Annotated in this window: 26 protein-coding genes; 8 read left to right on the forward strand and 18 right to left on the reverse strand. The window is 65.0% G+C overall.

Annotated features, from left to right (window positions below; genetic code table 11):
• The first annotated feature begins 7 nt into the window (after nt 1-7).
• From AOZ49_RS04845 to rfbC, 3 genes are all read left to right on the forward strand, one after another.
• Nucleotides 8-565 (forward strand): cob(I)yrinic acid a,c-diamide adenosyltransferase, encoded by a 558-nt coding sequence (locus AOZ49_RS04845; RefSeq protein ID WP_054430781.1) that lies wholly within the window; start codon nt 8-10, stop codon nt 563-565.
• Between the two features lie 64 nt (nt 566-629).
• Nucleotides 630-1,709: a dTDP-glucose 4,6-dehydratase gene (gene rfbB, locus AOZ49_RS04850; protein WP_082380323.1), complete on the forward strand. Its 1,080-nt coding sequence runs from the start codon at nt 630-632 to the stop codon at nt 1,707-1,709.
• A 5-nt stretch (nt 1,710-1,714) separates the two neighbouring features.
• Nucleotides 1,715-2,260 carry a dTDP-4-dehydrorhamnose 3,5-epimerase gene (rfbC, locus tag AOZ49_RS04855; RefSeq protein WP_054430782.1) on the forward strand — a complete coding sequence of 182 codons (546 nt, stop codon included), beginning with the start codon at nt 1,715-1,717 and terminating at the stop codon, nt 2,258-2,260.
• Between the two features lie 15 nt (nt 2,261-2,275).
• On the opposite strand, the gene lipA is transcribed toward rfbC, so the two are convergent.
• Entirely contained in the window at nt 2,276-3,280 is a 1,005-nt protein-coding gene (lipA, locus tag AOZ49_RS04860) for a lipoyl synthase (RefSeq protein ID WP_054474508.1), read from the reverse strand.
• 124 nt (nt 3,281-3,404) lie between these two features.
• Between lipA and AOZ49_RS04865 the strand changes: the two genes are divergently transcribed.
• Together AOZ49_RS04865 and rfbA are read left to right on the forward strand one after the other, a co-directional pair.
• Nucleotides 3,405-4,256, forward strand: a complete 852-nt coding sequence (locus AOZ49_RS04865) for a substrate-binding domain-containing protein (RefSeq protein ID WP_082380324.1) — start codon at nt 3,405-3,407, stop codon at nt 4,254-4,256.
• Between the two features lie 16 nt (nt 4,257-4,272).
• Entirely contained in the window at nt 4,273-5,154 is an 882-nt protein-coding gene (gene rfbA, locus AOZ49_RS04870; protein ID WP_054430785.1) for a glucose-1-phosphate thymidylyltransferase RfbA, read from the forward strand.
• Nucleotides 5,155-5,177: 23 nt separating this feature from the next.
• Here rfbA and AOZ49_RS04875 read toward each other — a convergent pair whose 3' ends face one another.
• The 10 genes from AOZ49_RS04875 to AOZ49_RS04920 form a co-directional block, all read right to left on the reverse strand.
• Nucleotides 5,178-5,936 carry a tetratricopeptide repeat protein gene (locus AOZ49_RS04875; RefSeq protein ID WP_054430786.1) on the reverse strand — a complete coding sequence of 253 codons (759 nt, stop codon included), beginning with the start codon at nt 5,934-5,936 and terminating at the stop codon, nt 5,178-5,180.
• On the reverse strand, nt 5,933-6,571 hold the full coding sequence (lipB, locus tag AOZ49_RS04880) for a lipoyl(octanoyl) transferase LipB (RefSeq protein WP_054430787.1): 639 nt from the start codon (nt 6,569-6,571) through the stop codon (nt 5,933-5,935). The genes AOZ49_RS04875 and lipB overlap by 4 nt, the downstream gene beginning before the upstream one ends.
• A gap of 12 nt (nt 6,572-6,583) precedes the next feature.
• Nucleotides 6,584-6,856 carry a YbeD family protein gene (locus tag AOZ49_RS04885; protein WP_054430788.1) on the reverse strand — a complete coding sequence of 91 codons (273 nt, stop codon included), beginning with the start codon at nt 6,854-6,856 and terminating at the stop codon, nt 6,584-6,586.
• 105 nt (nt 6,857-6,961) lie between these two features.
• Nucleotides 6,962-7,828, reverse strand: a complete 867-nt coding sequence (locus AOZ49_RS04890) for a D-amino acid aminotransferase (protein WP_054474510.1) — start codon at nt 7,826-7,828, stop codon at nt 6,962-6,964.
• Between the two features lie 97 nt (nt 7,829-7,925).
• Nucleotides 7,926-9,188 (reverse strand): D-alanyl-D-alanine carboxypeptidase family protein, encoded by a 1,263-nt coding sequence (locus AOZ49_RS04895; RefSeq protein WP_156333390.1) that lies wholly within the window; start codon nt 9,186-9,188, stop codon nt 7,926-7,928.
• 153 nt (nt 9,189-9,341) lie between these two features.
• Nucleotides 9,342-9,995 (reverse strand): alpha/beta hydrolase, encoded by a 654-nt coding sequence (locus AOZ49_RS04900; protein ID WP_054430790.1) that lies wholly within the window; start codon nt 9,993-9,995, stop codon nt 9,342-9,344.
• A 33-nt stretch (nt 9,996-10,028) separates the two neighbouring features.
• Nucleotides 10,029-10,628 (reverse strand): ABC-type transport auxiliary lipoprotein family protein, encoded by a 600-nt coding sequence (locus AOZ49_RS04905; RefSeq protein ID WP_054474511.1) that lies wholly within the window; start codon nt 10,626-10,628, stop codon nt 10,029-10,031.
• Entirely contained in the window at nt 10,625-11,581 is a 957-nt protein-coding gene (locus tag AOZ49_RS04910; protein WP_054430792.1) for an MlaD family protein, read from the reverse strand. Before AOZ49_RS04910 ends, AOZ49_RS04905 begins: the two co-directional genes overlap by 4 nt.
• Complete coding sequence (locus tag AOZ49_RS04915) at nt 11,568-12,407, reverse strand: ABC transporter ATP-binding protein (RefSeq protein ID WP_054430793.1); 840 nt, start codon at nt 12,405-12,407, stop codon at nt 11,568-11,570. The genes AOZ49_RS04910 and AOZ49_RS04915 overlap by 14 nt, the downstream gene beginning before the upstream one ends.
• Nucleotides 12,407-13,540: an MlaE family ABC transporter permease gene (locus AOZ49_RS04920; protein WP_054474512.1), complete on the reverse strand. Its 1,134-nt coding sequence runs from the start codon at nt 13,538-13,540 to the stop codon at nt 12,407-12,409. Before AOZ49_RS04920 ends, AOZ49_RS04915 begins: the two co-directional genes overlap by 1 nt.
• A gap of 95 nt (nt 13,541-13,635) precedes the next feature.
• Between AOZ49_RS04920 and AOZ49_RS04925 the strand changes: the two genes are divergently transcribed.
• The 3 genes from AOZ49_RS04925 to AOZ49_RS32895 are packed head-to-tail and all read left to right on the forward strand — an operon-like array spanning nt 13,636 to nt 15,470.
• Nucleotides 13,636-14,490, forward strand: coding sequence for a biotin--[acetyl-CoA-carboxylase] ligase (locus AOZ49_RS04925; RefSeq protein WP_054474513.1), 855 nt, complete (start codon nt 13,636-13,638; stop codon nt 14,488-14,490).
• Nucleotides 14,487-15,293, forward strand: coding sequence for a type III pantothenate kinase (locus AOZ49_RS04930; RefSeq protein WP_054430796.1), 807 nt, complete (start codon nt 14,487-14,489; stop codon nt 15,291-15,293). The genes AOZ49_RS04925 and AOZ49_RS04930 overlap by 4 nt, the downstream gene beginning before the upstream one ends.
• 12 nt (nt 15,294-15,305) lie before the next feature.
• Complete coding sequence (locus tag AOZ49_RS32895; RefSeq protein WP_006391936.1) at nt 15,306-15,470, forward strand: hypothetical protein; 165 nt, start codon at nt 15,306-15,308, stop codon at nt 15,468-15,470.
• A 21-nt stretch (nt 15,471-15,491) separates the two neighbouring features.
• Here the strand turns inward: AOZ49_RS32895 and AOZ49_RS04935 are convergent, their stop codons facing one another.
• From AOZ49_RS04935 to AOZ49_RS04960, 7 genes are all read right to left on the reverse strand, one after another.
• Nucleotides 15,492-16,820, reverse strand: a complete 1,329-nt coding sequence (locus tag AOZ49_RS04935; protein WP_054474514.1) for a 3-deoxy-D-manno-octulosonic acid transferase — start codon at nt 16,818-16,820, stop codon at nt 15,492-15,494.
• Between the two features lies 1 nt (nt 16,821).
• Nucleotides 16,822-17,859 (reverse strand): lipopolysaccharide heptosyltransferase I, encoded by a 1,038-nt coding sequence (gene waaC, locus AOZ49_RS04940; RefSeq protein ID WP_054474515.1) that lies wholly within the window; start codon nt 17,857-17,859, stop codon nt 16,822-16,824.
• Between the two features lie 165 nt (nt 17,860-18,024).
• On the reverse strand, nt 18,025-19,965 hold the full coding sequence (locus AOZ49_RS04945) for a polysaccharide biosynthesis protein (RefSeq protein WP_054430799.1): 1,941 nt from the start codon (nt 19,963-19,965) through the stop codon (nt 18,025-18,027).
• Between the two features lie 18 nt (nt 19,966-19,983).
• Complete coding sequence (locus AOZ49_RS04950) at nt 19,984-20,544, reverse strand: sugar transferase (protein WP_054430800.1); 561 nt, start codon at nt 20,542-20,544, stop codon at nt 19,984-19,986.
• 18 nt (nt 20,545-20,562) lie between these two features.
• Entirely contained in the window at nt 20,563-21,501 is a 939-nt protein-coding gene (locus AOZ49_RS31625; RefSeq protein WP_082380326.1) for an NAD-dependent epimerase/dehydratase family protein, read from the reverse strand.
• Nucleotides 21,502-21,507: 6 nt separating this feature from the next.
• Nucleotides 21,508-22,272, reverse strand: coding sequence for a glycosyltransferase family 2 protein (locus tag AOZ49_RS04955; protein ID WP_054430801.1), 765 nt, complete (start codon nt 22,270-22,272; stop codon nt 21,508-21,510).
• Between the two features lie 4 nt (nt 22,273-22,276).
• Nucleotides 22,277-23,233 (reverse strand): UDP-glucuronic acid decarboxylase family protein, encoded by a 957-nt coding sequence (locus AOZ49_RS04960; protein WP_054430802.1) that lies wholly within the window; start codon nt 23,231-23,233, stop codon nt 22,277-22,279.
• Between the last annotated feature and the right edge of the window lies 1 nt (nt 23,234).

A 23,234-nucleotide genomic window follows, 5' to 3' on the forward strand; every position in this document is an offset into this window, starting at 1 on the left:
GCCATGCATGGCCAATCGTTTATCCGTAATTGCAACTCGCACGGGCGATGACGGCACCACTGGGCTGGGAGACGGTTCACGCGCACGCAAGAACGCCCCGCGCGTCGCTGCGCTCGGGGATGTCGATGAACTGAACAGCATGATCGGCCTGCTGTTGACAGAGGCCTTACCCCCTGATGTCGCGACGGATCTGGTTACGATCCAGAACGATCTGTTCGATATGGGAGCTGAACTGTGCATCCCCGGCCACGTCGCCATCACTGAGACCCAAGTGGCGCACCTGGATACGTGCCTGCAACGCTATAACGGTGCCTTGCCCGCGCTGCGCGAATTTATCCTGCCAGGAGGCAGCCGTTCCGCGGCCTGCGCCCATGTGGCGCGCACCCTGTGTCGCCGTGCCGAGCGTACCGTCATCACCCTCAGCGACACGGAATCTGTTGGCGCACCGGTCCGCCAGTATTTGAACCGCCTTTCCGATCTGCTGTTCGTGCTGGCACGCTACATCAATCAATCTCAGAATGTCCCGGATGTATTCTGGAGTAGTAGGCACGCTCGCCCCGAATGATGAACGACTATGCGACACCATCGGTCGCGGCATTGCATTCGCCCGAAAGGGGGCTTGACCTATCATGACCATCATCGTCACTGGAGGCGCCGGATTCATCGGCTCCAATTTCGTCATTGACTGGCTGGATGGGCAAGACGAGCATGTGGTCACGCTCGACAAGCTGACCTATGCCGGAAACCCAGAGAATCTTGATGCGTTGGCGGGCGACCCTCGCCATAGTTTCGTGCAGGGAGACATCGCAGATGCCGCGCTGATGCGCCAGCTACTCCTGCAACATCAGCCCCGCGCTCTCCTGAATTTCGCTGCAGAATCACACGTCGACAGGTCGATCGATAGTCCCGAGGATTTCATCCAGACCAATGTGGTCGGCACCTTTCGCCTGCTCGAAGCTGCGCATCAATACTGGAAGACCTTGGCAGGCGAAGCACGAGACACGTTTCGCTTTCTCCATGTATCGACAGATGAGGTCTACGGCACACTGCTGCCCGACGAAGCACCATTTAGCGAAAATACCCGCTACGCGCCCAACGGCCTATACGCTGCGAGCAAAGCTGCCAGCGATCACTTTGTGCGCGGCTATCATCAGACCCACGGCCTCCCCGCACTGACGACGAACTGCTCGAACAATTATGGGCCCCGTCAGTTTCCGGAAAAATTGATCCCGCTGACGATACGCAACGCGCTCGCGGGCAAGACCATCCCCATCTATGGCGATGGTCGCCAGATCAGGGACTGGCTGTATGTGAGCGACCATTGTCGGGCACTGCAACGCGTGCTGGAACACGGGCAACCCGGGCGGACCTACGCCATCGGCAGCCGGACAGAGAAAAGCAATCTCGACGTCGTGCTATCCGTTTGCGCACTCCTGGACCGCTTGCGACCACTGACGGGCGGTGCCACCTACCAACACCAGATCCGATTTGTGGACGACCGTCCCGGACATGACCGCAGGTACGCGATCAATCCCTCGAAGACCGAGCGAGAATTTCACTGGCATGCTCGAGAAACCTTCGAAACAGGCCTGCTCAAGACGGTGCAGTGGTATCTCGACCATCCGGCTTGGGGCACCCATGCCGATCTGGCTACGCCGCCCCGCTGGCTGAGCGGCGAGCCAACGGACCCCACCCCTTCCCTCGAATAGCCTAAATGAAAGCCACGCCACTCTCGATCCCCGACGTCATCCTGCTCGAACCTGTGGTCCATGCGGATGACCGCGGGTATTTCTTCGAGAGCTTCAACAGCGTGACTTTTTCCGCAGCAACCGGCGTGCACGCTGATTTCGTACAAGACAACGAATCACTGTCGATCCGTGAGACGCTGCGAGGCCTACACTATCAAATCCAGCAACCGCAGGGAAAATTGGTCCGTGTCATGCAAGGCCGGATCTATGACGTTGCAGTCGATCTGCGCAGGTCTTCTCCTCATTTCGGCCAATGGGTGGCCGTGGAGCTTTCAAGCCGGGATCGGCGCCAACTCTGGGTTCCTCCGGGCTTTGCCCACGGTTTCTTGACCCTGAGCACCCAGGCAACCGTGCTATACAAAGCCACGTCGCATTATGCGCCTGAACATGAGCGGTGCATCATCTGGGACGACCCATCCTTGGACATCAGGTGGCCGCTGACGCGCACACCACTGCTGTCGGAAAAGGACAAGAGGGGCAAACACCTGCACTTGGCAAGCGTCTACCCCTGAAAGACAAAGCGTGGATCAGTTCACGCCAGCAGCGTGAGCCTGCTCATCCGCATGATACGAAGAGCGTACCATTGCGCCGACCGCCGCATGCGAGAAACCCATGGCATAGGCTTCGTGCTCGAACATCGCGAACGTATCGGGATGCACATACCGCAACACCGGCAGGTGATGCTCGGAGGGCTGCAGGTATTGACCGATCGTGATCATGTCCACGTTGTGCGCACGCATGTCGCGCATGACCTGTAGGATTTCTTCATCAGTCTCTCCCAGGCCCAGCATCAGGCCGGACTTGGTGGGGACTTCCGGGTGCAGCGTCTTGAACTCGGCCAGCAGCTTGAGCGAGTGCGCATAGTCGGAGCCAGGGCGTGCTTGCTTGTACAGGCGCGGCACGGTCTCCAGGTTATGGTTCATTACGTCGGGCGGGCCCGCATTCAGGATGGTCAGAGCGCGATCCAGGCGTCCACGGAAATCTGGCACCAGAACTTCGATACGCGTGGAGGGAGACAATTCGCGAATCTTGGTGATGCATTCGACGAAATGGCCCGCACCACCATCGCGCAGGTCATCGCGATCAACCGACGTGATCACTACATACGACAGCTTCAACGCCGCGATCGTGCGCGCCAGGTTGACAGGCTCTTCGGTATCGAGTGGATCCGGACGACCATGCCCGACATCACAGAAGGGGCAGCGGCGTGTGCACTTGTCGCCCATGATCATGAACGTGGCAGTGCCCTTGCCGAAGCACTCGCCGATGTTCGGACACGAGGCTTCTTCACAAACGGTATGCAGATTGTGTTCCCGCAGGATGCGCTTGATGTCATAGAAGCGCGACCCCGGAGCGGCGGCCTTCACGCGGATCCACTCGGGCTTCTTGAGGCGTTTGGCCGGGATGATCTTGATTGGAATGCGGGCCGTCTTGGCCTGAGACTTCTGCTTTTGCGTCGCGTCATAGCTAGCCGCCGCGGGCGCGGGCGCCGGCTCGCCGGGAGAGACCTGAGAATCGACCTGTGTAGACATAAGACACCTTCTGGGCCGGCGCTCAGGGCGTCCGACCAGGGGAAAAACCAGTATTTTACTCCCCACAAGTGGATCCCTCCTCCGTCCGAAGGGAAAGGGTGCGTTTGAGGTATCGTTCGATCGTATGAATACCAATGCGCGCGCCCCTGCTGCCTTACTCGCTGGAACGCCCGACCGGCGGCCAGTTCTCATACTCATCGCGGACGATGCTCCAGCCCATTTCGTCTTCGACGCATTGCTAGGAGCATCCCGCGAACTCGGGTTCGCCGGCCTATTTTCAACCCTGATCCCGGTATCGGCGTCCCGGCCGTTGGATGGCCCCGCGTTGGCCAGCATGGATCCTGCCGGCATCCTCCTGCTGGCGCTCCCAGGCCTGCCGGACCAACAAACGACATTGCGTGGCCTGCAGATCCCATGCGTGCAGACCTGGTCGGCGGTGGATGTTGCCGATAGCGCCATAACTCCGGACAATGTTCTCGGCGGACGCATGGCGGCCAGGCATCTGGCCGCCCGGAAGTACTCGAAAGTCGCTTGCATCAGCGGCGATAGCGTCTGGGAAGCCGAACGCCGGACCGGCTTCCTCGCCGAAGCCAGCACACTCGGCATGGAAGTGGCGGCCGACGTCGTCCAGAGCGGGTTGAACACGCTGCAGGATGGGCGCCAGGCCTTCCTGCGGCTGCTCACGACTTACACATTGTTTGACGCGGCATTCTGCTGCGGAGACCACAGCACAGCCGCCACCGTTTCAGAAGCCCACAACCGTGAACTTGTTGTCCCACAAGATCTCGCTATCCTGGGTTTCTCCGACAATGGTGACGCAGCCCAGTGGGTTCCCGGCCTGTCTACGGTCGGCGTCGATGCGGAACGTCTCGGCGGGCTGGCTGGCCGGTTGCTGCTGGACCGCATGGCGGGCAGGCGTGAGGCAGGGCAACGAGATCTGGTCCCCCCCGAGCTGACCGCAGGCATCAGCAGCTAAGCAGCGGAGGCAGCATATGAAAGCCATCATCCTGGCGGGCGGCAAAGGCACGCGGCTCTATCCGTTGAATCTGGTGGCCAGCAAGCAGTTGCAGGCGGTCTATGACAAGCCGATGATCTACTATTCCCTCACCGTCCTGGTGGCGAGCGGGATCCGCGAGTTCTGCCTCATCACTACCCCATATGACCTGCCACGCTTCGAGGCGCTGCTTGGCGACGGTTCCCAGTGGGGCATTTCCATCGAATATCGCGAGCAGCCCCGGCCCGAAGGCATCGCGCAGGCATTCCTGATCGCGGAATCATTCATCGGCGACGACAAGGTGGTGTTGATGCTGGGAGACAACATCTTCTCGGGTGGAGATGCCTTTCCCCGCGCCCTGGCAGACTTCGAATCAGGCGCCAGTATCTTCGCCTACCGCGTCAAAGATCCCCAGCGCTACGGTGTCATAGAGTTCGATGTGCAGGGAAAAGCACTGTCAATCGAGGAGAAGCCGGCCAAACCTCGCAGCAATTATGCGGTACCAGGCGTCTACATCTACGACAATCAGGTCGTCGGCATTGCGCGCGCCTTGCGGCCTTCCGCGAGGCACGAGCTTGAGATCACCGATGTGAACCGCGCCTATCTCGAGCTCGACCAGCTACGAGTCCATCGGCTGAGCCGCGGATTCGCATGGCTCGACGCGGGTACCAGTACCGCCTTGCAAGAAGCGTCATCCTACATCCAGACCATCGAAAAACGGCAGGATGTCAAAATAGGCTGCCCAGAAGAAGCCGCGCTCATGCGCGGATTCTTGTCGATCTCGCAATTCGAGGCCCTGCTGCAAACCATGCCGGAATGCGAATACCGGGCATATCTACAGCGCGTAGCTGAAGACGTGCGCCGACAGCAGTCACCCTGACGCGGGGCTTTCGGCCGCGGCCATCAAGGCCGAGCGCCCCCGGCGCTCAGATAAGGCTCGAAAAAGGCCGCCGCGGAGTCCTGCCCCGCATCCAGCAACATCGCGTGCGCCTCAACCAGAAAAGCACTCGTGGCCGTCTCTGGAACACGCGCCAGCCATTGAGCCGCCTCCCGCTTATCGCCGCGCAGCAGCAGCATGCGGCCCAGGTGAAACATGCCGCGGAAGTCGCCGCCCTCGGCGCAGCGCTGGTAGCAGTCGAACGCGCGCTCCAGGTCCTGCTCGACCACGTCGCCCGTTTCGTAGAAGCGGCCGACCACGCCGATGGATTTGACGTGTCCGGCCTGCGCGGCCTGCTGGTACAGCGCCAGCGCCGCCGCGCGGTTCTGCACCACGCCGCCGCGGCCGCTCTTGAGCATGTGGGCGTAGTTGTACATGCCCCAGTCCAGCCCGCGATCCGCGGCCAGCCGGAACCAGTAGGCCGCCACGGTATCGTCCGGCGCGATGCCCCAGCCGTTTTCGTAGCAGCGGCCGATCATGTTGATGGCCATGAGATGGTCGGCATTGGCGGCGCGCTTGAACCAGGCCAGCCCTTCGGCCTGATCCTGAGGCACGCCGACGCCGTCGAGCAGCATCTGGCCGAAGATGGTCTGCGCCTCGACCAGGCCCATTTCGGCCGCCGTGCGGATCCAGGCGGCATATTGCGGCGCCGGCCCGGCGCGCAGGCTGGCCAATTGCTCGGGGGTGGTCGCGGCCACGTCGGCCGGGGTATAGCTTGTCTTCATGCGGGTGTCCTTGCCTGGCGCCACAAGCGGGTCAGGTTGCGAGCCAGCGCGTCGCCCACCTCGGTGGGCTCGCGCCGCACGCTACAGGACGCCATGTCGACCGTGCGCAGGCCGGCGTACCCGCAGGGATTGATGCCCAGGAACGGCGCCAGGTCCATCGCCACGTTCAGCGACACGCCGTGATAGGCGCGGCCGTTGCGGATCTTGATGCCCAGCGCGGCGATCTTGGCCAGGTCGCCGCCCTCGGGATGCGCCACGTACACACCTGGCGCGCCCGGCTTGCGGCAGGCGCCGGGCAGGCCCATCTCGTCCAGCGTGTCGATCACCGCCGATTCCAGCAGGGCCACGTACTCCTTCACGTACATGTCGACCCGGCGCAGGTCGAACAGCGCGTAGGCCATCACCTGGCCGGGGCCGTGGTACGTGACCTGGCCGCCGCGGTCGCAATGGACGATGGGGATGGCGCCCGGATTGAGCACGTGCTCGGGCAGGCCCGCCTGGCCCAGCGTGTAGACCGGGGCATGCTCGCACAGCCAGATTTCATCGGGCGTCTCGGCCGACCGCTGGTCGGTGTACGCCTGCATGTCCCGCCACACGGACAGGTAGTCCGCGGGCCGCGCCAGCCACTTGATCACAGCCACTTGCCTTTACAGGACGATCGACACCATCGGGTGGCCGTGCAAGGCCTGGTACAGGCTGTCGAGCTGCTCGCGCGAGGTGGCGCGCACCGTGAAGGTCAGGCCCATGTAGTTGCCGCCCTTGCTGGGCCGCATCTCGACCGTGGCGGCATCGAAGCCCGGGTCGAAGCGCAGCACGACCTCGGTCAGCGTCTGCGCGAACTCCGGATGATGCTTGCCCATGACCTTGATGGGAAAGTCACTGGGGTACTCGATGAGGGATTCTTCGGGCGGAATATGCATGATGGATGGCCTGGAACGTCAAACTATCTATATGGGGGCAGGCATCGTGCAGGCAAGGCCCGCCGCCGGCGCGGGGGGCCGCCAGGGCCGCCCCGCGTGGCCGTTCTAGAGTGCGGCGATGCGGGCATCATAACCCGCGCGCAATTGCTCAAAAACGGGGCCAGGCTTACCCGAACCCACCGGCCGGCCGTCCAGCGACACGATCGCCAGCACTTCCTTGGTGGCCGAGGACAGCATCAGTTCGTCGGCCCGCGCGACCTCGTCCTGGGTGATGCGGCGCGCCTCGAACGGGATGCCGGCTTCGGCCGCCAGCTCGCCCATCAGGCCATAGCGGATGCCTTCCAGGATCAGGTTGTTCTTGGGCGGGGCCAGCAGCTTGCCGCCGGAGACCACCCAGATGTTGGTGGACGAGCCCTCGGTGAGGAAGCCATCGCGGAACTGCAGCACTTCGTCGACGTGGGCGTCGACCGCCTGCTGCTTGGCCAGCACGTTGCCCAGCAGCGACACCGACTTGATCTCGCAATGCAGCCAGCGCTCATCGGGAATGGTGATGGCCGACAGCCCCTGCGCGCGGGACGCGGCCGACGGCGGCGCCCAGGCCGAGATCATGCCGAACACCGTCGGCTTGACCGGCTCGGCCGGGAACTGGTGGTCGCGCTTGGCCACGCCGCGCGTGACCTGCAGGTAGACGATGCAGGTGTCCAGGTTCGAGCGCGCCAGCAGCTGCTCGATCAGGTCGATCCAGCCCGCGCGGTCGAACGGCTGGGCGATGCGCAGGGCCGCGAGGCTGCGGTCCAGGCGGTCCAGGTGTTCGGCCATGCGGAAGGCATTGCCGCGGTAGACGGGCACCACTTCGTAGATGCCGTCGCCGAAAATGAAGCCGCGATCGAGCACCGAGATCTTGGCCTCGTCGATACGCACAAACTCGCCATTGAGAAACACCTGGCTTTCGCCCGGCACGCCCGGAATCATGAGCCGCTCCTGAGAATCAAATGGATAGGGACGGGCCACCCGGCCCGCCCCTTCTTGGTAAAGCTTACACCCGCGACCGCGCCGGTGGCGCGTCCGCTTACTGGAACCAGCGCTTGACGGTGTCGACCATGCGGCCGAAGAAGCCCGCGCGTTCGACGGCGTCCTGCACCACCAGCGGCTCGGTGCGCAGCACCTTGCCGTCCAGCGTGAACTGCAGCGTGCCGACCTGCTGGCCCTTGGTCAGCGGCGCGATCAGGGGATCGGTGCGCTGCGCCACGGGCTTGAGGTCGCCGGCCTTGCCGCGCGGCACCGCGATCGAGACCGGGTTGGGCGGGCCGAGCTTGACGTTCTCGGCGGTGCCTTCCCAGACGCGGGCGTCGATGCCGGGCTGGCTCTTGTCGAACAGCTTGACCGTGTCGAAGTTCTGGAAGCTCCAGTTCAGCAGCTTCAGGCTTTCCTCGGCGCGCGTGGCTTCGCTGTCGGTGCCCACCACCACCACCAGGATGCGGCGGTCGCCGCGCACCGCGGTCGACACCAGGCAGTAGCCGGCCGAATCGGTGTGGCCGGTCTTCATGCCGTCGACCGACGGATCGGCCCACAGCAGGCGGTTGCGGTTGGGCTGGGTGATCTTGTTGTAGGTGTAGCTCTTCTGCTTGTAGTAGTGGAAGAACTGCGGGTGATCGGTGATCAGGTGAGCCGACAGCGTGGCCAGGTCGCGCGTGGACGTCATGTGCTGCGGATCGGGCAGCCCGGTGGCGTTCATGAAATGGGTGTTGCGCATGCCCAGGCGCTCGGCTTCCTGGTTCATGAGCGAGGCGAATGCGGTTTCGCTGCCGCCGACCGCTTCGGCCAGCGCGACCGAGGCGTCGTTGCCCGACTGCACGATCATGCCCTGGTTCAGCTCATCGACAGTGACCGGCTTGCGCGGTTCGATGAACATGCGCGAACCGCCAGTGCGCCAGGCGTGCTCGGACACCGGCACGGTCTGCTCCAGCGTCAGGCGCTTCTCTTCGAGCGCGTTGAACACGACGTAGGCCGTCATGATCTTGGTGAGCGAGGCCGGCTCGACCTTCATGTCGGGATTCGACGCCGCCAGGGTCTGGCCGCTGTTCACGTCGATCACGATCCAGGCCTTGGCCGCGATGGTGGGCGCCGGCACCGCCGACACATCGCCCACCGGCACCACGCCCGTTGCCGTCGGCGCGGGGGCCGTGGCGCCCGCGGCCGCCGGCGTCGCGGCGGGCGCCTGCTGGGACCAGGCCGGCAGCGACGTCGCGAGCATCGCCGACAACACCGCGCCAGCCAAGGCGCGACGGGCAAAAACAACGGGGAAGTGAGCGGAGTGAGGCAAATTCTTCATCGGCAACGTGGGTCCAGGAAAGACGCCCGCTGGCGCGGGGCAAGTGGCTGACAATTATAGGCAGTCGATGAGACCCGTCCGGCCCGGGATGGGTTCCTTGGGCATTTAAAACATGCAACTTGATGCAACGCGCCGCATTGCGCGGCGCGCCGCTCAATCAAGCTTGACCTTCAGGTGCGCCTGCACCAGCTGGCGCAACACCAACAGCTTGCCGTGGAAAAAGTGCGACGCGCCGGGGATCACCACCACCGGGATCGAACGCGGGCGAGCCCAGTCCATGGCTTCCGACAAGGGCACGACCTCATCTTCCTCGCCATGCACCATCAGCGTGTCGCCGGGCACCTGGACCTCGTGCGACTGGAAACGGTTGACGGCGGGGCCCATCAGCATCAGCGCGCTCGGCAGCACCGCATCGCCCTGGTCGGCCAGTGCGGCATAGGTTTGCGCGGCCACGGCCGTGCCGAACGAAAAACCGGCCAGCACCCAGGGCGCCTGCGCCAGTTCCGGGTGCAGCTCGCGCATCTGCGCCACCACGGCCAGCATGTCCTGGGTTTCGCCGACCGACTTGTCGAACGCGCCTTCCGACAGGCCGACGCCGCGGAAATTGGGCCGCACCGCCACCAGGCCGTGCTGGACACAGGCGCGCGACAGCGTGGTCACCACCTTGTTCTCGCGCGCGCCGCCCTGCAGCGGATGCGGATGCAGCACCAGGGCCCAGCCCCGCGGCGTGCCGTCAGGCCAGTCCAGCGCGCAGTCGATGCGGCCGGCGGCGCCGGTAAAGGCGTGGGTTTGGGTGCTTGCGGGCATAGGAAAACTCGTGCTGCGTGGAAAAGGAAGATGTTAACCGGCGGGTCGGGCCGCGGCCTTCGGTTGCGTGGCCAGCCATTGCGCCAGCTGGTCGGCGGCGTCGTCGGTGGCCTGGCGCAGGGCGGCCACGCCGCCCGCGGCGTCCTGCGTGGGCGCGGGCGCCCGCGTCGCGATGCGCAGCTGGCCGACCACGGCGCGGCCGTTCAGCAGCACCGCCTGCAGCAGCACACGGCCCTCGCTGGCCGACCCGTCGGGTGTGAACACCTGCTCGAACTGCGACAGGTAGACCTGCACCTGCGGTGTCTGGCCGTTGGCGCGATCGGCCAGCACCGGCCCCTGCCGTGACAGACGCTCGAGCAGGCGCTGGCGCACCAGGTCGGACGGCGACGAGGCCCAGCGGTAGGTGGCATAGGATTGCGGCGCGGCGCTGTCGCCGACGCGCCAGATCACGCCGGTGCCGGACAGCGCCGGCACCGCCGAGAACGTCAGCGCGATGGGCTCGCGCGCCGGCAGCTGCGGCGCCGGCCGGGCGTCCAGGCCCAGGTCGAATACGGCCGGCGGCGCGCCGACGCGGCCCACGCCGCAACCGGCCAGCGCCAGGGTCAGGATCAGGATCGCGCTACGCATCTTCATTTCGGCTGTCTCCCAAAACCGGCGAAGCCGGCCTCGCCCGGCCCGGGCGCCGCCGGCGCCGGCCCGAACAATAACGATTGCGGCGTGTTGTCCACGCGGCGCAGGGTGTAGGTGGCGCCGCGCGCGGCCTCGGTGACGCTGGCCGCCATGCCGGTGATGGCCGGCAGCGTCTCGTTGTCCAGGCGCGAGGCGGCATAGGCGATGTCGCTGAGGCTGCGCGTGGCCATGGCCAGCGCGCCGTCGGGCGCGTTCAGGCGCGCCAGCGACTGCCGCGCCTGTTGCGCCAGATCCGCCACTTCGCGCGCGGCGCGGTCCGCCTGGCGCGAGGTGCTGCCCAGCGACTCGACCAGCGGCCCCAGCTTGGCCAGGGTCGGCGCCAGGTCGCGGCTGGCCTCTTTCAACGACTGGGTGATGTCGGTGGCGTTCTGCAGGCTGGCGGTCAGCGCCTGCACGTTCTGCTCGCTCAGCAGGCGGCGCAGCTGCTCGGTGGCGTCCTCGACGTTGGAAATCAGCCGTCCGCCGCGCTGCTCGATGCGGTCCAGGAAGCCCGGACGCAGCGGAATCGCCGCGGGATTGGCCTCGGTCGACGCCAGCCGCTTGAACGAACTGCCGTCGTCGCGCAGTTCGACGTTGGCCATGCCGGTCACGCCCTGCACGCCCAGTTCGGCCCAGGTCGACTCGGTGATCGGCGTGTTCGGCGCCACGCCGATGCGGATGCGCACCTGGCCCGGCTTGTCGGGGTTGAGCGCCAGCGACTGCACCTTGCCCACCGGCACCCCCTGGTAGCGCACGGTCGACTGCGGATTGAGCCCGCTGACGGCGGTCGCCGAGATGATTTCATAGGTTTGCAGTTTGGTCCGGTCGCGGCCGATCCAGACGGCCACCAGCGCAGCGGCGGCCAGCAGGACCAGCGTGAAGATGCCGGCCATGAGCGCGTGACTACGGTTTTCCATGATGCGTTCCCTTCGGCGCCATGTCCCCGAGCGCGCGCAAGCCGCGCTCGCCCAGGAAGAATGTATGTATGAACGGGTGGTCGACCTTCAGCACTTCCGGCACCGTGTCGCAAACGATCACCCGCTTGTCCGCCAGCACGGCGACACGAGTGGCCAGCGCGAGCAGCGTGTCCAGATCGTGCGTCACCATGACGACGGTAAAGCCCAACTGCCGGTGCAGGCTGCGCACCAGGTCCACGAATTCGTCCGAACGCAGCGGATCCAGGCCCGCCGTGGGTTCGTCCAGGAACACCAGTTCCGGGTCCAGCGACAGCGCGCGCGCCAGCGCCACGCGCTTGATCATGCCGCCGGACAGGTCGGACGGCCGCTTGTCGGCATCCTGCGCCGACAGGCCGACCATCGCCAGGCGGCACATCACCACATCGTGCACCAGGTCCTCCGGCACCGTGCGCAGCTCGCGCAGCGGCAGCGCGACGTTGTCGTACACCGACAGCGCCGAGAACAGCGCGCCCGCCTGGAACAGCATGCCCCAGCGATACGACAGGCGCCGGCGTTCGCTCGGCGTCAGTTCCGACAACGTGCTGCCCAGCACCCGGATGGTGCCGGCCGCCGGCCGGTCCAGCCCGATGATCTGCCGCAGCAGCACCGTCTTGCCCGTGCCCGATCCGCCCACCAGCACCAGGATCTCGCCCGGAAAGACGGTCAAGTCCAGATTGTCGTGCACCACGTGGTCGCCGAAGGCGGTCCGCAGGCCGCGCACGGTGATGACCGGGGCGACCGTGACGTGCTCTTCGGTGAACAGGCGTTGTTGCTCGGCGCCGGCCATCAGATGCCCACCGAACTGAAAATGACCGCGTACAGCGCGTCCAGCAGGATCACCCCGGTGATCGAGGTGACCACGGAGGTGGTGGTGCCGCGCCCCAGGCTTTCCGTATTGGGCTGGATGCGCAGGCCGAAATGGCAGGCGATCAGCGCGATCAGGATGCCGAAGGTCACGCCCTTCAGGATGCCGATCCAGTAATTGGTCAGGGAAATGGCGTCGGGCAGCGACTGCAGGAACCATTGCGCCGACACCCCCAGCTGCACCTGCGCGGCCAGCATCCCGCCCAGGATCGCCATGGCGTCGGTCCACAGCACCAGCAGCGGCATGGTCACGGCCAGCGCCACCACCCGCGGCAGGATCAGCCGCTGGCCATGCGAAATGCCCATCACCAGCATCGCGTCCAGTTCCTGCGTGACCCGCATGACGCCGATCTGCGCGGTGATGGCCGACCCCGAGCGGCCCGCCACCAGGATGGCCGCCAGCACCGGTCCCAGCTCGCGCACGATCGACACGCCGAGCAGCCGCACGATGAAGCGGTCGGCGCCGATCATCTGCAACTGCTGGGCGGACAGGTACGACAGCACCACGCCGATCAGGAAGCCCACCAGCGCGGTGATGCCCAGCGCCTGCGCCCCCGTGCGGTAGACCTGGGCCGAGATCTCGCGCCACGGGCCGCGCGACGGGCGCCGCAGCATGCCGAACAGGTCCAGGATCAGTTGCCCCAGCATGATCAGCAGCGCGCGGCCGTTCTCGGCCGCCTGCAGCACGGCATCGCCCACGGCGCGCAGCCAGCCCCACGAGGGCTCGGGACGCGGCGGCGCCTGCTTGCCGCCCTTGTTCGTCGCCAGGGCGGTGAACACGTCCTGCTGGCCGGCCGACCAGCGCACCCGCTCGGGCAGCTTTTCGCCCCAGGCCTGCCAGATCAGCAGCGCGCCGATGGTGTCGAGCCGGCTGATGCCCTGCAGGTCCCAGCGCACGCCGGCGTCGGCGGCCTTGGCCATGGCGGCGCGGCGGCGCTCGACCTCGCCGGGCTCGGCCAGCGCCAGCACGCTCCAGTCGCCCCCGACGTGGCACACACCCGCTTCCTGGCGGAAGGGCGCGGCGGCGGCGGACGCGGACGGGGCGGAATGCGGCATGAACGCTGGATCGCAATGCAAAATGTATCGCTCATCATATACGCTGCGGACGGCAGGGCGCGAACGCGGCCCGCGCGTGCCCTACAATCGGCGCCATGTCCGCTCAAGTCCGCCCCACCGACCTGCCCGCGCCCGACGATCTCGCGCGGATGCTGGGTTCACGCCTGCCCGCTTTCCAAGATGTCGCCTGGACGTCCAGCACCGGCTCCACCAACGCCGACCTGCTGGCCCGCGCCCGCGCCGGCGGCGGCGCCGGCAAGCCCTGGCTGCTGGGCACCCATCTGCAGGAAACGGGCCGCGGCCGCGCCGGCCGCCCCTGGCAGAACCGGGTGGGCGCGGCGCTGATGTTCTCGTGCGCCTTCGACGTGCACCTGCCGGCCGCCCAGTTGCCGGCGCTGTCGCCGCTGGCCGGCCTGGCCGCCTGCGAGGCGCTGCGCGCCGTGGCCGGCCCGGGCGCCGAGGGCCTCTGCATGAAATGGCCCAACGACGTGCAATGGCACGACGCCAAGCTGGCCGGCGTGCTGGTCGAAACCACCCGCAACCCGGGCGGCCGCGAGACCGGCTACACCGTCGTCATCGGCATGGGCGTCAATCTGGTCGATGCCGGCGCGCTGTCGCAGGCGCTGGGCCGCCAGGTCGCCGACTGGGCCTGTGTCACCGAACACGCGCCGGGCCATGCCGCCACCGCCGCGGACCTGGTCTGCGCCGCGGCGACCGCCTGGCACGAGGCCGTGCGGTCGCTGGAGCGCGAAGGTTTCGCCGCCTTTTCCGGGCGCTTCGACCAGGTCGACGCGCTGGCCGGCCGCCCGGTCAACGTGCTGGACAAAGGCGACGTGGTCCTCAGCGGCACCGCCTGCGGCGTCGACGGCCAGGGCCGCCTGCTGGTGCAAACGCCCCAGGGCGCCATGCCGATCTCGGTCGGTGAAATCTCGATTCGACGCCAAGCATGATCATCCTCATCGACTCCGGCAACAGCCGCCTCAAAGTGGGCTGGCTGGACCCCAGCAGCCCGGACATGCCGCGCGAGCCGGCCGCCGTCGCCTTCGACGGCCTGGACCTGGACGCCCTGGACCGCTGGCTCGCCGCCCTGCCGCAACGGCCATCGCGCGCGCTGGGCGTGAACGTGGCCGGCGCCGAGCGCGGCGCCGCGATCTCGGCCATCCTGCAGCGCCATGGCTGCGCGGTGACCTGGGCCACCTCGCAGGCCACCTCCCTGGGGCTGGTCAACCACTACAAGACGCCGTCGCAGCTGGGCGCGGACCGCTGGGCCTCGCTGCTGGGCGTGCTGTCGCGCCTGCCCGGCGCCCATCCGCCCTTCCTGCTGGCCAGCTTCGGCACCGCCACCACCATCGACACCGTGGGACCGGACAACGTCTTCGCCGGCGGCCTGATCCTGCCGGGCCCGGCGATGATGCGCAACGCGCTGGCCCACGGCACGGCCAACCTGCCGATCGCGGACGGCCAGGTGGTGCCCTACCCCACCGACACGCACGAGGCCATCGCCTCCGGCATCGCCGCCGCGCAGGCCGGCGCGGTGGTGCGCCAGTGGCTCGCCGGCCGCCAGCGCTACGGGCAGACGCCGCAAATCTTCGCCGCCGGCGGCGGCTGGCCCGAGGTGCACTCGGAAATCGAACGCCTGCTGGCCGATGCCGGCGGCGCATTCGGCGCCGCGCCGGTGCCGATCTACCTGAACCACCCGGTCCTGGACGGGCTGGCCGCCGTTGCGCGCGCCAACCTGGCAGCGAACGCCTGACGGGGCCGCGGCATGCGAGTGCTCTTCATCCTGATCCTGCTGGCCAACCTGGGCGTCTACGCGCTCGGCCAGGGTTGGCTGGGCGTGCGCCCGGAAGACGAGGGGCGCGATCCGCGCCGTTTCAGCCAGGAACTGAACCCCGGCGCGGTCACGCTGGTGCCGCGCAAGCCTGCCTGACGGCCTGACAGGCCGCCAGCCTCAGCGCAGCCAGGGCGCCAGCGCTTCCATCGTCCGCGCCGTGGCGCCGGCATGGCTGGCGAACCAGGCGCGCGCCGCGTCGCCGGCCGCCTGCCTGGCGGCGGGATCCGCCACCAGCGCCAGCGCGGCCGTCACGGCCTGCTCCGGATCCGGCTGGCGCTGCGCCGCGCCGGCCTCGATGGCATCGCTGGCGGCCTGCTGGAAGTTGAACGTGTGCGGCCCGACGATGACCGGCACCCCGGCGGCGCAGGCCTCGATCAGGTTCTGGCCGCCCAGCGGCGCGAAACTCCCCGCCACCACCGCCACGTCCGCGGCGGCGTAATAGAACGCCATTTCACCCAGGGTATCGCCCAACAGCACTGCCGTCTCCGGGCCGGGTTCCTGTCCCGATGACCGTCGCACGTGGGCCAGGCCGGCCTGCGCCAGCAGCGCGGCGGCCTCGTCGAAACGCTGTGGATGGCGCGGAATCAGCAGGAACAGCGGCCCGCCGGGCGTGGCGTGGCGCTTGAGGGCGTCGATGAACGGCGCATCCTCGCCCTCGCGCGTGCTCGCCACGGCGATCACCGGACGACCCAGTCGGGCGCGCCAGGCCTGTCCCGCCTCGACCTGGGCCGCGGGCAGTGACAGATCGAACTTCAGATTGCCGGACACGGAGGGACGCGGCGCGCCGGCCCGGGCCAGCCGCCCGGCATCCGGCGCCGTCTGCGCCAGCACCAGGTCCAGCCCCGCCAGCGCCTCGCGCATCACCCCGCCCATGCGGCCAGCCTGCCGCAGCGACGATTCCGAGAACCGCGCGCTCACCAGCGCCATCGGCAGCTTCGCGCGCCGCGCCGCGGCCAGCAGGTTGGGCCAGATCTCACGCTCGATCAGGATGCCGCAGCGCGGGGCCGCGGCCGCCAGGAAGCGCCGCGTGGCGCCGGGAAAATCGTAGGGCAGCCAGGCCTGGCGCAATTGGCCGCGGGCGATGGCGTCCGCGAACAGGCGCGCGCCCTCGGCCCGGCCGGTGGCGGTGATGTGAGTCAGCAGCACCGGCAGGCCGCGATCCAGCAGGGCCTGCAGCAGCGGCTGCGCGGCGCGGGTCTCGCCCAGGCTGACGGCGTGGACCCAGACCGGGGCTTGCGCGGTTTCGGCGGCCGCTGTCGCGCCACCGGCCTCGGCCCGACCTGGCGCGGCCCGGCCTGACGCGGCCCGGCCTAGCGCGGCCCGGCCAAACCGCTCCGGCGAGAAGATCTGCCATTCGCCGCCGGCACGCTTGGCGCGGCGGGCCATCCACAGCCAGATCAGGGGGGCCAGCGCCCGCAACCCCAGGGTGTAGACGGCGCGATTCATATCACTGTGCCGCCAGCGCCTGCTCCAACGAAGCCATCACGGCCTCGCGTGAAGGCGAAGCGCCGCGATCGCCGAGGCTGGCCGTATAGTTGGAGCCAACCAACGGGGTACGAACAGGCGTGGACGCACGATAGATACCTATGGTCGGTCGGCCAAGGGCGGCCGAGAGGTGGGTCAACCCGCTGTCCAGGCCTACCATCAAGCGCGCTCCCGCCAACAGGCGAGCAACGGAGGTCAGATCCATACGTGGCATGACCTCGGTACCGTCCATGCCAGCGACCAGCAATCTGGCACGCTCGGCTTCCTGTTCGTTGCCGGCCAACAATTTCAACGTACAACCGGCATCACGCAACCGCCGGAATACCGCCCGCCAGTCTTCTTCCGGCCATAGTTTATCGTCGCGGCTGGCCGACGGCATGATCACTGCGTAGCCACGATCATTGTCCAGATGGTGTAGTCGTGGCAAATCAGTGGCATTCAGGCCTTCGCTGCCAACTACGTGGGCGAGATCGGTGGGCTGTCCCGCCTGGCGTGCAAAAGACTGCAACCCGAAATCCGGCAGGCCGCCGTGTTGATACCCGAAGGTCAATGCCGCCAGCTTGCGTTGCCGAATGACCGCAGGCTGCCAGAACTCCACCCGGTGCCGCACGTTGTAAAACAAGGAAGCCAACGGCTCCCGGGCGGATCGCCAGTCCAAGCCGTGGCGCACACCGCGCGCCTGGCGTACCAGCCAGGCCGACTTCAGCAGGGCCTGCATATCCAGAACAATGTCGTACTGCTTGGCGCGCAACCGATCCCGCAACGCCCTGCGCTCGGACCGCACCTGCCCTGACCACCAAGCCTTGCGCCAACAGCGATGAGCAACCTTGATGACCTCTTTCACCGCCGGATGCCACAGCGGAATCTCGGCAAACGCCTCTTCGACGATCCAATCTATCTCGGCGTCGGGAACATGCCTCGCAATATCGGAAATTGCTGGCAGCATATGGACGAGATCGCCCAATGACGAGGTACGAACGAGAAGAATGCGTGTTGGCATCGATAAGAGCTAAAGAGATCCGGGCTGGCCCCCCCCCGGGAAACTGGCCTGGCGCCGATCAATCCGAAGACGAACCAAAAGCGTAATCTCGGAATTTACAACAAACCCGTGATGCGGCATCGGCGCAACCCTGTCGGGCGGTGTAATACCCCCCAGGCCACGGTATCAATGCACGCGAACGTCCCCTTCCGCGCCACGCTCCAGATGTATCCAATCGACAATACCGCCATTCGGCCGGTAACCCGACACCAGCGCCAGCAGGAATGCACGCACCGCAGGAATGTCGTTCACTCTCAAGGCGCACTGCAGTTCCTCGAGCTTGCCCTGCAACACGTGCCAGGGCAGACAATCTTCATGAGCCTTCATGATGCGCGAATGCTGGGTCGGCTCGGGATTATCTCCGATCAGCAATTCCTCATAGAGTTTTTCACCTGGCCGCAGCCCGGTGACTTCAAGCGCGATATCGCCATCAGGCTCCTGCGCCGTCCTGATGGTCAAGCCGGACAGTTCCACCATCCGTCGTGCCAGATCGACAATCTTCACTGGCTCGCCCATGTCCAGTACGAAAACGTCGCCGCCATTGGCCATGGCGCCGGCCTGGATCACCAGTTGCGCGGCCTCGGGAATGGTCATGAAATAGCGCGTGATTTCGGGATGCGTCAATGTAACCGGGCCGCCCGCCTTGATCTGCTGACGAAACTTGGGAACCACTGAGCCTGAAGAGCCCAGTACATTGCCAAAACGTACCATCGAGAACTTGGTCGACGTATCTTCCGCCGCCAGCGCCTGCAGCACCATTTCCGCCAGCCGTTTGGTCGCTCCCATGACGTTGGTGGGACGCACCGCCTTGTCGGTACTGATCAGAACAAAGTCAGCGACTTTCTGGGTGATTGCGGCTTTGGCGACGATCAGCGTTCCCAGTACATTGTTGCGTACCCCCTCGGCAGGATTGTGCTCCACCAGTGGCACATGCTTGTATGCTGCGGTGTGATAGACCGTATCCGGCCGCCAGGCCGCCATGATTTCGCCCAAGCGGATCTCGTCACGCACCGAAGCCAGCAACGGCACCAGCCTGAATGTCGGACCGCCGGTATCTGCCAGCAAGGCGGTCAGTTCCTGGTGCAACTCATACAACGCGTATTCGTTCTGTTCCACGAGCAATAGCGCAGACGGCGCAAGATTCACGATCTGGCGACACAATTCACTACCAATCGACCCCCCCGCGCCTGTCACCAGGACCGTCTTGCCCGCGATATTCCGGGCGAGCAGCTCAGGATGAGGCTCCACCGGCTCCCGACCTAGTAGATCGTCGATATCCAGTTCCCGTACGTCAGCAATGCTGACCCGCCCCTGGGCCAGATCGGTCACGCTCGGCAACGTACGCACCGAAACCTTGGCCGGCAGTACGCGTTGCAGAATTTCGTTGCGGCGATGCCGTCCCGCGGAAGGCAGCGCCAACAGAACATCATCGACTTCCAGTGACGCGACCAGCATGGGCAGATCGGTCGGCGAATAGACAGCCAGGCCATTCAAGATCCGGCCATGAAGACGTTCGTCATCGTCCAGGAAACCCACCACCCGCATTTCAGGACCATTGGCCATGGCGGCTGCGAGCTGGCGGCCGGCCGAACCCGCGCCGTAGATAAGCGCCTTGCGCAGAGCATTGCGTTGCAGCTGGCCACGGTACAGCCCCCCCAGCCAATATCGTGCGATAACCCGAGAACTACCCACGGTCAGCAGCAGCAGGATCGGCTGAATCAGACCGACGGTGCGGGGGATGCCATTCACGCCGACTGCGGTGAAAATGGCGGAGTACACCAACCCATAGATCACGATGGCTTTGAGCACCGCGATCATCGCCGGCAACCCCGAATACCGGAAAATGGCGCGGTAAAGGCCGGAGACGATGAAAATGGGCAAGGCGATAGCCATCGATGCAACCGCGGCCCAGAGCGGCCGCCCGGACAGCAATACCCAATCATCGAGGCGGAGATAGAACGCTAGCCACGTGGTAAGCACACAGAGGCTGGCATCAACCGACAGGGCGAGCAATCGCTTGGCCGTACGCGGCATACCAAGCATGGGTTTGGCCAAGCTAGTCAACATCTCTTGTCCCTATCCTGCTTAGTGTGAGACGCCATCTTGCCGAAGCACCCTGGCGGCCGTCATCCAGATGATTTTCAAATCGAACCAGGCTGACTTCCGGCGCAGATACTCCGCATCCAGTTTGACCTTCTCAGGGATAGGAAGCTCATCGCGCCCGTTAACCTGGGCCCAACCGGTCAAGCCTGGCAACAATTCGTGCACGCCGTACTCGGTGCGCAATTGGATCAGATCCTCCTGGTTGAACAATGCGGGACGTGGCCCGACAAAACTCATTTCTCCGGCTAGGATGCTCCACAATTGAGGCAACTCGTCCAGACTGCTGCGCCGCAAGAATGAGCCGATCGGTGTCAATAGTGTCTTCGGGTCCGGCAACAAATGCGTCGCCACAGTCGGTGCGCCCACCCGCATGGTACGGAATTTCGGCATGCGAAAGATCCGATTACCGCGACCGACCCTGTCAGACCAATACAGAGCGGGCCCCGGCGATGTCAATCGAACGGCGAGAAAAACCACCAGAGCCGGCAGCACGAGCAACAGCGACAGCAACACGGCAAAGCAGAAGTCGAATAGGCGTTTCACGGGGAATTGGCGAAGTTATTATTTACTAACGGCATCAAGCAGTTCGAATGGCAGGATGGCGGGCTGATAGCCCAGGATCTTTCGAGCCTGCGAATCGTCTACCTGCAACCATCCTGACAACTGTTCATACGAGCCTCCCTGGCCTGCCGCCCTGGCCACGGCGCGCAATAGCGACTGTGGTGCTGGAAACAGGCGCGCCGGACGGTGCAGCGCTTGCGCCACGCGTCTCAACAGATCCGGCGTGGAGTAGTCCTGCGCATCCCGTACATGAAACACATGACCCGCAGCTTGCGGCTTAGTGATGCATGCGCACAATACGGCAGATAGGTTATCCACATGAATCAGGCTGCGCTGATTCGAAATGTTGCTTAGTGGCAACGGAATGCCGGCATTCACCCAACGAGCCAGGCGAGCCATGTTGCCCGGCGCGCCCTGGCCGTAAACCAGCGGCGGACGCACCACTACGAGTTCGGCGCCATGACGCTGCGCGATATCTGCCAACTCGCCCTCGGCCTTGAGCTTCGACCTGCCGTACGGTGTCGTGGGCTGACAGGGGCTGCCCTCGTGTAATGGCTCACCCGGAACGCTATAGGTCGCCACCGCGCCAATGGAGCTGACGAACACGAACCGACGAACCCCTGCCTCGAACGCGGCTTGTGCCAGGCGACGTGTCCAATCGACATTCACGCTTTCGAACTGGGCTTCATGATCCGCCGGCGCTTTACCAAGAACGTGAGCCCGCCCGGCCAAGTGACAGACCACATCCACGCCAACCATTGCCCGTGCCAGCGCGGCATCGTCCGCCATGTCAGGGATGTTGCAAACCTCGACACGTGGATCAGTCACGGCCCTGCGGGTCAACAATCGCAGCGGTATCCCGCTTTCGTACAGATCGCGTACCACCCGCCGACCCACGAAGCCGGTCCCACCCGTAACCAGTATCCTGCTCGTATCCATGGCGACTCAGAATTGACGGTATTTCAGCAAACCCCTCAGCGCATATTGGCTGAAATGCCAGACCGATGCCACCACACCGAGTTTTTCAAGGTCCCGGTAGGCTCGCCAGACATGCATTGCCGAACGCCGCTTGTTGCGTGACACCGATTGGCTCATGACGCGATAGCGCATCAGATCCTCGTCCAAGCCGTGGGCGAGACGCCCAGGCTTCAGTATCTGCAGCCAGCAATCGAAGTCGTCATAGTAGGTTTTCCTCATGCGCACATCACCCAGCTCGACACGGTCAAGCAAGACCGTCGAAGTCGCAATCGCTGTGTTGCCCAGCAATGAGCGGTAAGACAGCGTGCGAGGCACATGAACCTGCTTACCGGTCTGAGCGCCGTCAGCTGAAATGCGGCGGAAGCCGGTATAGGTCAACACCGAACCATTCGCCTTGGCGTGCGCCAACGTGCGCTCCAGCTTTTCGGGTAGCCAGAGATCATCGCTGTCGAGAAAAGCAATCCAACCGCCTGTTGCCTGGGCCAGCGCCGCATTTCGCGCCATAGCTGGCCCGCCATTGGCGGGCATGGACACCAGCTTAATTCGTGAGTCTCTTTTCTCCCATTCCCGGATGACGTCCCGCGTATTATCGGGCGAACAGTCCTCCGCGATCAGCAATTCCCAATCCGTATATGTCTGGGCCAATACAGATTCGATCGTCTCTCCGATGATCAACGCCGCCTTGTAGGCTGGCGTAATGATGGAGACCCGGTTGGCATTCACGATAGGCATGGATTCAAACCGCCCCGCCCGCTTCGGCCACCAGCAGCTTGTCGAAGTATTCGATCGTCTTGACTAGGCCCGATTCCAGTTCGACCGTAGGCGTCCAGCCCAATTTTTCACGCGCTAGCGAGATATCCGGCTGGCGCTGTTGCGGATCGTCCTGCGGCAATGGTCTGAACACCAATTTGGAAGCGGAACCGGTCAATTCCAGTACCTTTTCGGCCAATTGGCGAATGGTGAATTCGCCCGGATTCCCAAGATTGACGGGGCCCGTCAACGTGTCAGGCGAGTTCATCAAACTGATGAAACCTTCCACCAGATCGTCAACATAGCAGAAGCTGCGTGTCTGCTGGCCCTCGCCATAGATTGTGATGTCCTGGCCTTTCAACGCCTGCACGATGAAGTTGCTAACCACCCGACCATCGTTCGGGTGCATCCGGGGACCATACGTGTTGAAAATCCGCGCCACCTTGATATCGAGCGCATGCTGACGGTGATAATCGAAGAATAGCGTCTCCGCGCAACGCTTTCCTTCGTCGTAGCACGAGCGAATTCCGATGGGATTGACCCTACCCCAATAGCTCTCACTCTGCGGGTGGACTTCCGGATCACCATAGACTTCGCTAGTCGATGCTTGGAAGATCTTCGCCTTGAGACGTTTGGCCAGACCCAGCATATTAATGGCACCATGCACGCTGGTCTTCAGCGTCTGGACCGGATCGAACTGGTAATGCACCGGCGAAGCGGGGCATGCCAGATTGTAGATTTCATCCACCTCCACGTAGAGAGGAATCGTCACGTCGTGGCGCAGCAATTCGAAATACGGATTGGCGAACAAATGAACGATATTCTGCTTCGAACCCGTGAAGAAATTGTCGACGCACAACACCTCGTTGCCCTGCGCCAGGAGACGCTCACATAGGTGTGACCCGAGAAACCCAGAACCACCAGTAACCAATATTTTTTTCACA

It is taken from the genome of Achromobacter sp. 2789STDY5608615, from assembly GCF_001298995.1.
In the GTDB taxonomy this organism is placed as follows: Bacteria; Pseudomonadota; Gammaproteobacteria; order Burkholderiales; family Burkholderiaceae_B; genus Achromobacter; species Achromobacter insuavis.

What these genes read in the sequence shown, in the direction of transcription:
- AOZ49_RS04845 (WP_054430781.1), top strand. Translation starts at nt 8, where the DNA reads ATGGCCAATCGTTTATCCGTAATTGCAACTCGCACGGGCGATGACGGC.
- rfbB (WP_082380323.1), top strand. Translation starts at nt 630, where the DNA reads ATGACCATCATCGTCACTGGAGGCGCCGGATTCATCGGCTCCAATTTC.
- rfbC (WP_054430782.1), top strand. Translation starts at nt 1,715, where the DNA reads ATGAAAGCCACGCCACTCTCGATCCCCGACGTCATCCTGCTCGAACCT.
- lipA (WP_054474508.1), bottom strand. Translation starts at nt 3,280, where the DNA reads ATGTCTACACAGGTCGATTCTCAGGTCTCTCCCGGCGAGCCGGCGCCC.
- AOZ49_RS04865 (WP_082380324.1), top strand. Translation starts at nt 3,405, where the DNA reads ATGAATACCAATGCGCGCGCCCCTGCTGCCTTACTCGCTGGAACGCCC.
- rfbA (WP_054430785.1), top strand. Translation starts at nt 4,273, where the DNA reads ATGAAAGCCATCATCCTGGCGGGCGGCAAAGGCACGCGGCTCTATCCG.
- AOZ49_RS04875 (WP_054430786.1), bottom strand. Translation starts at nt 5,936, where the DNA reads ATGAAGACAAGCTATACCCCGGCCGACGTGGCCGCGACCACCCCCGAG.
- AOZ49_RS04885 (WP_054430788.1), bottom strand. Translation starts at nt 6,856, where the DNA reads ATGCATATTCCGCCCGAAGAATCCCTCATCGAGTACCCCAGTGACTTT.
- AOZ49_RS04890 (WP_054474510.1), bottom strand. Translation starts at nt 7,828, where the DNA reads ATGATTCCGGGCGTGCCGGGCGAAAGCCAGGTGTTTCTCAATGGCGAG.
- AOZ49_RS04895 (WP_156333390.1), bottom strand. Translation starts at nt 9,188, where the DNA reads ATGAAGAATTTGCCTCACTCCGCTCACTTCCCCGTTGTTTTTGCCCGT.
- AOZ49_RS04900 (WP_054430790.1), bottom strand. Translation starts at nt 9,995, where the DNA reads ATGCCCGCAAGCACCCAAACCCACGCCTTTACCGGCGCCGCCGGCCGC.
- AOZ49_RS04905 (WP_054474511.1), bottom strand. Translation starts at nt 10,628, where the DNA reads ATGAAGATGCGTAGCGCGATCCTGATCCTGACCCTGGCGCTGGCCGGT.
- AOZ49_RS04910 (WP_054430792.1), bottom strand. Translation starts at nt 11,581, where the DNA reads ATGGAAAACCGTAGTCACGCGCTCATGGCCGGCATCTTCACGCTGGTC.
- AOZ49_RS04915 (WP_054430793.1), bottom strand. Translation starts at nt 12,407, where the DNA reads ATGGCCGGCGCCGAGCAACAACGCCTGTTCACCGAAGAGCACGTCACG.
- AOZ49_RS04920 (WP_054474512.1), bottom strand. Translation starts at nt 13,540, where the DNA reads ATGCCGCATTCCGCCCCGTCCGCGTCCGCCGCCGCCGCGCCCTTCCGC.
- AOZ49_RS04925 (WP_054474513.1), top strand. Translation starts at nt 13,636, where the DNA reads ATGTCCGCTCAAGTCCGCCCCACCGACCTGCCCGCGCCCGACGATCTC.
- AOZ49_RS04930 (WP_054430796.1), top strand. Translation starts at nt 14,487, where the DNA reads ATGATCATCCTCATCGACTCCGGCAACAGCCGCCTCAAAGTGGGCTGG.
- AOZ49_RS32895 (WP_006391936.1), top strand. Translation starts at nt 15,306, where the DNA reads ATGCGAGTGCTCTTCATCCTGATCCTGCTGGCCAACCTGGGCGTCTAC.
- AOZ49_RS04935 (WP_054474514.1), bottom strand. Translation starts at nt 16,820, where the DNA reads ATGAATCGCGCCGTCTACACCCTGGGGTTGCGGGCGCTGGCCCCCCTG.
- waaC (WP_054474515.1), bottom strand. Translation starts at nt 17,859, where the DNA reads ATGCCAACACGCATTCTTCTCGTTCGTACCTCGTCATTGGGCGATCTC.
- AOZ49_RS04945 (WP_054430799.1), bottom strand. Translation starts at nt 19,965, where the DNA reads ATGTTGACTAGCTTGGCCAAACCCATGCTTGGTATGCCGCGTACGGCC.
- AOZ49_RS31625 (WP_082380326.1), bottom strand. Translation starts at nt 21,501, where the DNA reads ATGGATACGAGCAGGATACTGGTTACGGGTGGGACCGGCTTCGTGGGT.
- AOZ49_RS04955 (WP_054430801.1), bottom strand. Translation starts at nt 22,272, where the DNA reads ATGCCTATCGTGAATGCCAACCGGGTCTCCATCATTACGCCAGCCTAC.